Origin of the sequence: Streptomyces sp. NPDC046197, assembly GCF_040646295.1 — a bacterium.
Classification (GTDB): Bacteria; Actinomycetota; Actinomycetes; order Streptomycetales; family Streptomycetaceae; genus Streptomyces.
Genome location: NZ_JBEYZY010000011.1, coordinates 46,675 through 55,230 on the forward strand (window position 1 = coordinate 46,675; position 8,556 = coordinate 55,230).

The 8,556-nt window shown below is 70.9% G+C and carries 12 protein-coding genes; all 12 read right to left on the bottom strand.

Annotated elements, in window-relative coordinates; genetic code table 11:
- Window positions 1-126: 126 nt before the first annotated feature.
- On the bottom strand, window positions 127-414 hold the full coding sequence (locus AB0A61_RS17405) for a gas vesicle protein K (RefSeq protein WP_361292527.1): 288 nt from the start codon (window positions 412-414) through the stop codon (window positions 127-129).
- Complete coding sequence (locus AB0A61_RS17410) at window positions 411-599, bottom strand: gas vesicle protein (RefSeq protein WP_361292529.1); 189 nt, start codon at window positions 597-599, stop codon at window positions 411-413. The genes AB0A61_RS17405 and AB0A61_RS17410 overlap by 4 nt, the downstream gene beginning before the upstream one ends.
- Window positions 596-1,375: a GvpL/GvpF family gas vesicle protein gene (locus AB0A61_RS17415; protein WP_361292531.1), complete on the bottom strand. Its 780-nt coding sequence runs from the start codon at window positions 1,373-1,375 to the stop codon at window positions 596-598. The genes AB0A61_RS17410 and AB0A61_RS17415 overlap by 4 nt, the downstream gene beginning before the upstream one ends.
- Window positions 1,372-1,707 (bottom strand): gas vesicle protein, encoded by a 336-nt coding sequence (locus AB0A61_RS17420; protein ID WP_361292533.1) that lies wholly within the window; start codon window positions 1,705-1,707, stop codon window positions 1,372-1,374. Before AB0A61_RS17420 ends, AB0A61_RS17415 begins: the two co-directional genes overlap by 4 nt.
- Window positions 1,704-2,858: an SRPBCC family protein gene (locus AB0A61_RS17425; RefSeq protein ID WP_361292535.1), complete on the bottom strand. Its 1,155-nt coding sequence runs from the start codon at window positions 2,856-2,858 to the stop codon at window positions 1,704-1,706. The genes AB0A61_RS17420 and AB0A61_RS17425 overlap by 4 nt, the downstream gene beginning before the upstream one ends.
- Window positions 2,855-3,586 (bottom strand): DNA primase, encoded by a 732-nt coding sequence (locus AB0A61_RS17430; RefSeq protein ID WP_361292537.1) that lies wholly within the window; start codon window positions 3,584-3,586, stop codon window positions 2,855-2,857. The genes AB0A61_RS17425 and AB0A61_RS17430 overlap by 4 nt, the downstream gene beginning before the upstream one ends.
- Window positions 3,583-3,846, bottom strand: coding sequence for a gas vesicle protein GvpG (locus tag AB0A61_RS17435; protein ID WP_361292539.1), 264 nt, complete (start codon window positions 3,844-3,846; stop codon window positions 3,583-3,585). The genes AB0A61_RS17430 and AB0A61_RS17435 overlap by 4 nt, the downstream gene beginning before the upstream one ends.
- A 4-nt stretch (window positions 3,847-3,850) precedes the next feature.
- Window positions 3,851-4,621: a GvpL/GvpF family gas vesicle protein gene (locus tag AB0A61_RS17440; RefSeq protein WP_361292541.1), complete on the bottom strand. Its 771-nt coding sequence runs from the start codon at window positions 4,619-4,621 to the stop codon at window positions 3,851-3,853.
- Window positions 4,618-5,043, bottom strand: a complete 426-nt coding sequence (locus AB0A61_RS17445; protein ID WP_361292543.1) for a gas vesicle structural protein GvpA — start codon at window positions 5,041-5,043, stop codon at window positions 4,618-4,620. The genes AB0A61_RS17440 and AB0A61_RS17445 overlap by 4 nt, the downstream gene beginning before the upstream one ends.
- Before the next feature lie 146 nt (window positions 5,044-5,189).
- Window positions 5,190-5,579, bottom strand: a complete 390-nt coding sequence (locus AB0A61_RS17450) for a gas vesicle protein (protein ID WP_361292545.1) — start codon at window positions 5,577-5,579, stop codon at window positions 5,190-5,192.
- Between the two features lie 46 nt (window positions 5,580-5,625).
- On the bottom strand, window positions 5,626-6,549 hold the full coding sequence (gene ligD, locus AB0A61_RS17455; protein ID WP_361292547.1) for a non-homologous end-joining DNA ligase: 924 nt from the start codon (window positions 6,547-6,549) through the stop codon (window positions 5,626-5,628).
- On the bottom strand, window positions 6,546-8,393 hold the full coding sequence (locus tag AB0A61_RS17460; protein ID WP_361292549.1) for a transketolase: 1,848 nt from the start codon (window positions 8,391-8,393) through the stop codon (window positions 6,546-6,548). The genes ligD and AB0A61_RS17460 overlap by 4 nt, the downstream gene beginning before the upstream one ends.
- Between the last annotated feature and the right edge of the window lie 163 nt (window positions 8,394-8,556).

Genomic DNA, 8,556 nt, shown 5'->3' on the forward strand with positions numbered 1-8,556 from the left:
CAGCCGTACCGATGGTCCGTCCCGGGCAGCCGTACCGATGGTCCGTCCCGGGCAGCCGTACCGATGGTCCGTCCCGGGCAGCCGTACCGATGGTCCGTCCCGGGCAGCCGTACCGATGGTCCTGTGTCACTCCCGCGGGAGCAGCGGTCCGAGAGGACCGAGGTCGAGGTTCAGATCCTCGGGCCGCAGTCCGTAGCGGTCGCGCAGCTCGGCCATGCGGTCCTCCAGGAGCATGAGCGTGAGCCCGATCCGCTCCTCCTGTTCCTCGGTCAGGTCGCCGACGTCGAAGCGGCGCAGGGCCTGGCGTTCCATGAGCTGGCGCAGCAGTTCCACCACGGTGAGGACGAGCTTGAGCAGGTCACGCTCGACCGTGTCGGGCTCCAGGTTCACACGGTTGCTCTTGCGCGGCGTCACTGCGGCTCCTCGAAGGGTGACGGCACCTGGGCGTTGACCGAGCTGATCAGCGCGTTCAGGTCGATACGGACGAGGTCGACGTCCGCGATGCGCAGCGTGATGTCCCCTGTGATGACGACCCCTCCGGCCAGCAGCCGGTCGAGCAGGTCCACCAGGGCGATCTCACGGCGTTCGACGACCGTCATTCCCCCTCCCCCTCGAACTCTCCCTCGAACGTCCCGGCGAACGAGTAGGCCGCCCAGGGGCCGGTGAGTTCCACGCGCAGTCCCGGGGCGTCGTCCTTCGTGCGGTCCACCAGCTCCACGAACTCCTCGGAGCTCATCCGCGGCACGAGGTAGGCGGCGTTGAGCACATTGCGCCCGGGGATCCGGGAAAGAGTGGCGTTCTGCGGCGCGTGCAGCCGGGCGTCCTCGGCGAAGGCGGAGAGCTTCTCGTGCAGCCGGGTGGCGAACGCCTCGGCCTTCTGCCACAGGTCCTCGTGCGCCCTCGCCTGCTGCCGCCGTTGCCGCAGGTAGTCCCGGCCCGAGGCGGGTTTCGGGGCGGGCTCCGCGGATTCCCGGGGCTCTTCCTCGACGTAGACCTTGACGCCCCACTCGACCCGCCCCTCCAGCCGCTCCAGGGTGCGCCGGAAGTGGTCCTCGCCGGCCTCGATCATGCAGCGGACACCGCTGTCGTCGCGGAAGACGGTGGCGAGGCGCAGCGGCAGCGGTGTGGTGACGGCGGTGAGCGCGTCGATGACGCCCTGGTGGGCCCGCGCGGTCGCGGCCAGCCAGTCCAGGTCCTCCAGATGCGCCCGCAGCGGGTCCTCGCCGAAGTCCCGCTCCGGTACCTCGCTGATCACGGCGACCAGGCCGTGGTGGTTCAGCAGCTTGGCCGGGGCGCCCGCCACCCCCCTCAGCTCCGCTTGGAGGGGCGCACCGAGGGGGCGGCAGACGGCGTAGACGTACCGCAGTCCGGTCATGGTGCCTCCCTGTGGACGCGGCCGGTCTCCAGCTCCTCCAGTCGCGCCAGCCGTTCGCGCAACTCGGCGTTCTCCCGGGCGAGTTCGTCGCGCCGGGCACGCGAGGAGAGCGCCGGGTCGCTCTCCCACCAGTCGATGCCCATCTCCTTGGCCTTGTCGACGGAGGCGACGACGAGCCGCAGTTTGACGGTGAGCAGTTCGATGTCGAGCAGGTTGATGCGAATGTCGCCCGCGATGACGACACCCTTGTCGAGCACGCGTTCAAGGATGTCGGCAAGGTTGGCGCCGCTGCTCGGGCCGTACGGCTCGGGCAGCCGCCCGGGCGTCGTCATCGGCGGCTCCCGCCCTCTGCGTACTCGTACTCGTCCTCGGCTTCCTTCTCGGGCTCAGAGCCCTCTTCCTCGTCCTCCTCGTAGTACTCGCCGTTCTCCTCCTCGGCGTACGGACCCTCTTCCTCGCCTTCTTCCTCCCCTTCTTCCTCGGCCTCTTCCTCGCCCTCGTACGGCTCCTCGTCCTCGTAGGCGCCCTCTTCCTCCTCGGGCTCCTCCTCGGACGGTGCGCCTTCCTCCTGTTCCTCTTCCTCCTGCGCGCGTTGCTCCTCCTCGACCGCCTCCTCGTGGGTGCGGACGACCTCGCCGTCACGGATCTCGCCGCGCCAGCCGTCCTCCGCCTCTCCCTTGAGGGTGATGAAGCGGTCGAAGTTCTTGAAGTCGAGGCGGACCCGGCGGCCCTGGGCACGCCAGAGGTTGGCGGTCTTCTCGAAGAAGCCGCTCGGGTAGTACTCCATGACCAGCAGGATGCGGGTGAGGTTGTCGTCGAGCCGGTGGAAGCTGACGACACCCTTGTGGGTGCCCTTGGCGGCCTCCGTCTGCCACTGGATCCGGTAGTCGGGGATCTGCTCGACGGTGTGGCCCTTCCAGCTGCGGTTGGACCACCAGATCTTGCCCTGCCAGTCGGAGTTCGTGTCGTCGGAGCGGCTGGCGCTCTTCACGCCCTTGGCGAAAACGCTGAAGTCCTGGTACTGGGTCCACTGGTCGTAGGCGGTGCGCACCGGCACGCCGACATCGAGGGACTCGATGATGACGATGGGCTTGTTGCCCCCGCGCTTCCCCTTGCCCTTGCCGCCCCCCAGGTTCCTCAGCTTGTCCATGACGGTTTCCTTGGCGCGGGAGGCACCGATCTCCAGTGCGGAGCGCAGCGGGCCCTTGCCCTCGGCGACCTTGCGGCCGGCGTCGAGGGCCAGCTTGGCGAAGCCGGGGCTGTTGCCCGCGGCGATGTCGTTGAGCTTGCCCGTGGTCTCACCGAGCTTGCGGCCGAAGCCGGCAAGCATCTTCTGGGCCTGGGCGGCGAGGTACTCCTGCACCTCCGCCTTGAGCCGCTCGGCGGCCTCGCTGTGCGCCAGGTCGCTCAGCGGGGTGTCATTCGTCGGCCCGCCCGCCGCCTTGCCGGCCGCGGACCTCGCGGATCCGAGGGCCTCGGTCATCGGTCACCGCCACCCTTCGGCAGCCGGGAGCCGGCACCACGCGTCGCGTTGCCGGCCGCGGCCGTCTTCTTCGCGGCCGACTTGCGGGCCGCCGTCTTCTTCGCCGCCGCCTTCTTGACGGGGGCCTTCTTCGCCGCCTTCTTGGCAGGAGCCTTCTTGGCGGGCCCCCTCTTCGCCGCGTCCGCGCCCGCGCCCCTGTCCTTCCGGTCCTGCGCGGAGCCCTTCCGGTCCTGCGCGGAGCCCTTCCGGTCGTGCGCGGACTCCCGTGCCGTCTCGGCCTCCTCCTCAGCCTGCGCCGACTCGTCCTCGTCGGCCGGCTCGTCGCCGGCCTCACGGCCCTCGCGGTCGTCGTACTCGTCCTCGTAGTCGCGGTGGTCGTCCTCGGGCTCGTCACCCTCGGCGTCCGGCACCACGCCCGACAGCTGGTCGCGCACCTGGGCGGTGCGGCTGTGCAGCCGGTCGGCGAGCGCGTTCATCTGCCGCTCGGCCATCGCGCCCGAGGCCGCCTTGCCGACGCCCCGCAGATCCTGCCGCAGCTGGTCCCCGATCTCCTTGAACTGGGGGTTGTCCTTCAGCTGCTGGTTCACCAGGTCCGCGATCGCCCGCGGGCCGAGGTTCAGCTTCTTGCCCGCCACCATGCTGCCGACGGCCAGCGCGAGTTTCGCCTTCTTCGTCCGTCCCAGGAGGTATCCGGCCCCTACCGCCAGGCCGAGTCCCATTCGATTCATCGTGCCGTCCCCTCACCTGTCCCCGCGCCCCCGCGCAGGCCGATCTCCAGCCGGTCGAGCAGCTCGTCCTCCCGGCGGTCGAATTCCTCCTCGGTGATCTCTCCAGCCTCCAACTGCTCTTCCAGCTGGGCGAGTTCGGCCCGGACCGTGGCCGGGTCGTAGTAGATGCGCTCAGCCTCCCGGACCACCTGTCTGATCACCCAGGCGCTGCCGCGCGCCGGTGCGAACGGCAGCAGCAGCACCTCCGAGATGAGTCCCATGGCACTACCCCGCTCCCGTGTCCGCGCCCGCCGTCGCGCCCGCGGGCTCGGTGGAACCGGGCTCGACGAAGCTGTACGGCGGCAGCGGTCCGTTGACACGCAGTTCGACGTGCGGCAGTGCCGCGCGGACCTGTTCGACGGCGGCCAGGAAGTCCTCCGCCGTGTTCCGGTCCACCAGGAACGAGGCGTTGAGCAGCCAGCCCGTGGACTCCGGCCCCTCGCTGACGTCGGCGGCCAACGGCTGAAGCGCACGGACCGCCTCGGCGGCGTCGTCGGCCTCGCGGGCCTTGACCGCGGCGGCGACCATCTCGCCGAGCCGGAGCTTGTCCTCGTAACCGCCGCCGCCGGCCTGCCGGTTGGCCTCCGCCTGCTCCCGGATGTCCGGGTTCTCGGCCATCACGCGGTGCAGCACCGCGTCCTCGATGTGACTGCCCTTGACGTTGTACTCGACCCTGCCGTCCAGTGCCCGCAGGCGTTCCCGGTAGTGGTCGCCGCGCTCGGTGAGCACGCCGGTGACGGTGTCGTCGTCCGGGGCGATGCTGCCGAACCTCATGGGCAGCACGCAGCCGGCCGCGCCGGCCTCGCTGAGCACGTTCTGGTGGGCGAGCAGGTCCTTGCGCTTGGGGCGCAGACCCTCGGGCGCGTCACTGACGACGGCCGCCAGTTCGCCCGCCTTCAGGATGCGCACCGGGCGCGGTGGCTCGCCGACGCCTCCCATGCCTTCGGGCAGCGCGGGGTGCGAGGAAGCCGTGATCCCGTAGACGTATGTGCTCACTCCTGCTCCTCCTTCCTGCGCGCCGCCGTGCTCTTGCGGGGCCGCGGCCGGGACTCGGTCTCGCCCTCTCCACGTGCCTGCTTGAAGGCGTCGGAGATGGTCTCGGCGGCGCCGGACAGCGCTCCCTTGGACTTGCCGCGCGCGCCGGACTCGGTGACCTCGCCGACGATGTCGGGCAGGCCCGGGTCCTTGTGCGGACCGGACTCCAGGTCGAGCCGGTTGCACGCCTCGGCGAAGCGCAGATAGGTGTCGACGCTGGCGACGACGACACGCACGTCGATCTTCAGAATCTCGATGCCGACCAGAGAGACCCTCACGAACGCGTCAATCACCAGTCCCCGATCGAGGACGAGCTCCAATACGTCGTAGAGACCACTGCTGCCGCCTCCACCACCGGACGTCTGTGCCGGGACAACGGTCATGCCGGATGTTCCTCCTTGTCGTCTTTGTGCCGGACTGCCTTGTCGTCTTTTTGCGGCAGTGCCTTGTCGTTCTTCGTCGTTCTTCTGCGGGACTGTCTTGTCGTCTGTGCGCAGGACTGCTGCGGATGGGCTGGTGCGCGGGCGGCCTAGCGGCCGCCCGGCCGGTGTGCGTCGGCCCGACCGCGTTCGTAGCGGCGCAGCCGCCGGTAACCGGCGAGCTGGCCCTCGGAGTCCAGTTCGACCAGGTAGCTCGCCATCAGGCTCATGGTGTCGGGCACCCTGGTGATCTCCAGGACCTCGACCTCCAGCGACCAGCCGTCCTCCGTCTGCTCGAACGACGTGACGGACTCGACGTTCAGGCCGGTCAGCTCCGCGAACTGGGCGCGCGCCTCGCGCAGCACCTCCATTGGCTTCGGCTTCGGTCGGCGCGCCGTCGCGCGGTTGTCGTCGTCGGTGCGTGATTCCTGAGAACTCCGTGGCTTGTGTTGTGGCTCCTGTGAATCCTGCGACTCTGATGTGTTCCTTGTATTCGCCATGGCCACCTCTCCTCTCCGTGTGGCCGCAGGTGCCCTGGCCAAACCTTCAGCCATGCAACGCGTCGAGACGCCGTCGCGCCGGCCCGAGGGCCCGGCCGCGGCTCATCGCGCCCGACCAGGGCTTGGTACGGGCCTGGTCGACGGCGTCGGCGATGGTCCAGCGGCGCGGGCCGAAGTCGGGGTCGTCGAGCTCGGACCAGGAGACGGGCATGGCCACGGGCGCGCCCGGCCTGGCCCGCACGGTGAACGGCACGACCGCGGTCTGGGCGTAGCCGTTGCGCTGTACGTCCAGGTAGAGGCGGTCGCCCCGCTCCTTCTTGCGGGCGGCCGTGGTGAGCCGGTCGGGATGACCGGCGGCCAGCGACTCGGCGACGTCCCGGGCGAAGGCGCGCACCTCGTCGAAGTCGTGGCGACCGTCGAGCGGTACGACGACGTGCAGGCCGCGCGAGCCGGTGGTCATCAGCGCCGAGGGCAGCCCGAGCCGGTCCAGCAGGTCCCCGAGCAGCCGGGCCGCCTCACGCACGGCGGCGAAGTCGTCCTCGGCCGGGTCGAGGTCGAAGACCATCCGGTCCGGCCGCTCGGGCCGGTCGGCCCGGGACAGCCAGCGATGCAGCGTGAGGCATGCCTGGTCGGCCAGGTACACGAGGGTGGCTGTGTCGTCGCAGACGGTGTGCGTGACCGTGCCGCCCTCCTTGGCGACCTCGGCGCGGGTGATCCAGTCCGGGTAGTTCTCCGGCGTGTTCTTCTGCATGAAGACCGGGCCGTGCAGGCCGTCCGGGTGCCGCTCCAGCATCAGCGGGCGGCCGCGCAGGTGCGGCAGCATGTACGGCGCCACGGACCGGTAGTAGTCGACGAGATCGGCCTTGGTGTACTCCTTGGCGCCGTCGTCGCCTGGGAAGAGGACCTTGTCGGGCCGGTGCACCTCGACCGTGCGCCGGCCCGCCCGCACCCTGCGGACCTCGTCGCTCACGGCACCACCGCCCGCTCCACCAGCAGCCGCGCGGACACCGCGATGGACTCGGCGTCGATGCCCGCCGCGTGCAGCTGCTCGGCCGGGGACGCCGAGCCGGGCATCGTACGGACCGCGAGCCGGACCAGGCGGGGCACCGGGCGCCCGTCGAGGAACGCGTCGAGGACGGCGTCCCCGAGGCCGCCCTCCTCGCGGTGGTCCTCGACCGTGAGCAGACAGCCGGTGTCCTCGGCGGCCCGGCGCAGCGTGTTCCGGTCCACGGGCTTCACGGAGTACAGGTCGATCACCCGGACCTGGATGCCCTCCTGGTCGAGGGCCTCGGCGGCGGCCAGCGCCTCGTGCAGCGTGACGCCGGCGGCGACGATCGTCAGCCGGTCCCGGTCGGAGGAGCGCAGCACCTTGCTGCCACCGACGGGGAACTCCTCGTCCGGCCCGTAGATGACCCGGCTCGCCCCGCGCGAGGTGCGCAGATAGCGGATGCCGTCCAGGTCCGCCATCGCGGCGACGAGCTTCGCTGTCTGGTTGGCGTCGGACGGGTAGAGCACGGTCGAGCCGTGGATCGCCCGCAGCATCGCCAGGTCCTCCAGGCCCATCTGGCTGGGCCCGTCCTGCCCGATCGAGACGCCCGCGTGGGAGCCGTTGAGGTTGATGCCGGACCCGCTGATGGAGGCCATGCGCACGAAGTCGTACGCACGGGTCAGGAACGCCGCGAACGTGGAGGCGTACGGCACCCAGCCGCGCCGCGCGATGCCCACCGCCGCCGCGACCATCTGCTGCTCGGCGATGTAGCACTCGAAGTAGCGGTCGGGGTGTTCCTTGGCGAAGAACTCCGAGCGGGTGGAGTCGCCGACCTCGCCGTCCAGGGCGACGACGTCCGGGCGTGCGGTGCCCAGGGCGGCGAGCGCCTGACCGTAGGCGTCCCGGGTGGCGACCTCCTCGCCCTTGTCCCAGCGGGGCAGCTCCAGGCTGCCGTCGCCCACCGCGTGCGGCGACCGGACGGGGGGCGGCTGGTGCACCTGGACGCGGAGGTCGCGGAGGCCGCCGAGCTCCTCGATCGCCTCGTCGGCGTTCTTCAGCGGCTTGCCGTGCAGTCCTTCGTGGTCCTCGGTGGCCTGCACGCCCTTGCCCTTGAGGGTGCGGGCGAGGATCGCGGTGGGCTGGCCGGCGGTGGAGAGCGCCTCGCCCAAGGCGCGGTCGACGGCGTCCACGTCGTGACCGTCGATCTCGACGGTGTGCCAGTCGAAGGCCCGGAAGCGGCGGGCGTAGGCGTCCAGGTCGTGGCCGTGCCGGGTGGGGCCGCGCTGGCCGAGCCGGTTGACGTCGACGATCAGCGTCAGGTTGTCGAGCTGTTCGTGGCCCGCGTGCTCGGCGGCCTCCCAGATGGAGCCCTCGGCCATCTCGCTGTCGCCGCACAGCACCCACACGCGGTAGTCGGCGCGGTCCAGCCGCTTGCCGGCCAGCGCGATGCCGACGCCGATCGGCAGGCCCTGCCCGAGCGATCCGGTGGCCGTCTCCACCCAGGGCAGCCGCTGCGGCGTGGGGTGTCCTTCCAGGCGGCTGCCCAGCTTGCGGAAGGTGAGCAGTTCCTCGTCGTCGATGGCGCCGGCCGCCTTGTAGGCGGCGTACAGCAGGGGCGAGGCGTGCCCCTTGGACAGTACGAAGCGGTCGTTGCCGGGGTGGTCGGGGCGGTCGAAGTCGTAGCGGAGGTGGTTGGCCAGCAGGACGGCCATCAGGTCGGCCGCGGACATGGAGGACGTCGGGTGTCCGGAGCCCGCCGCGTCGGCGGCCCGTATGCTGTCGACCCGCAACTGCTGCCCCAGTTCGACGAGTTCGTCCGTGTTCATGAGTCTCCCTCCGCTGGAATGTCGTCACGCTTGACCGGGCCCGGGGCGGGGTGGTGTTCGTGGGGCTGAGAGGCGGGTTGGTTCTTGGCGGGCTCGGGACCCGGCCGATCGCGCGCCGGCTCGGGGCCGGGCTGGTTCTTGGCTGGCTCGGGACCCGGCTGGT

Coding starts and splice junctions, on each gene's coding strand:
- AB0A61_RS17410 (WP_361292529.1), bottom strand. CDS start 599: ATGACGGTCGTCGAACGCCGTGAGATCGCCCTGGTGGACCTGCTCGAC.
- AB0A61_RS17415 (WP_361292531.1), bottom strand. CDS start 1,375: ATGACCGGACTGCGGTACGTCTACGCCGTCTGCCGCCCCCTCGGTGCG.
- AB0A61_RS17420 (WP_361292533.1), bottom strand. CDS start 1,707: ATGACGACGCCCGGGCGGCTGCCCGAGCCGTACGGCCCGAGCAGCGGC.
- AB0A61_RS17425 (WP_361292535.1), bottom strand. CDS start 2,858: ATGACCGAGGCCCTCGGATCCGCGAGGTCCGCGGCCGGCAAGGCGGCG.
- AB0A61_RS17430 (WP_361292537.1), bottom strand. CDS start 3,586: ATGAATCGAATGGGACTCGGCCTGGCGGTAGGGGCCGGATACCTCCTG.
- AB0A61_RS17435 (WP_361292539.1), bottom strand. CDS start 3,846: ATGGGACTCATCTCGGAGGTGCTGCTGCTGCCGTTCGCACCGGCGCGC.
- AB0A61_RS17445 (WP_361292543.1), bottom strand. CDS start 5,043: ATGACCGTTGTCCCGGCACAGACGTCCGGTGGTGGAGGCGGCAGCAGT.
- AB0A61_RS17450 (WP_361292545.1), bottom strand. CDS start 5,579: ATGGCGAATACAAGGAACACATCAGAGTCGCAGGATTCACAGGAGCCA.
- AB0A61_RS17460 (WP_361292549.1), bottom strand. CDS start 8,393: ATGAACACGGACGAACTCGTCGAACTGGGGCAGCAGTTGCGGGTCGAC.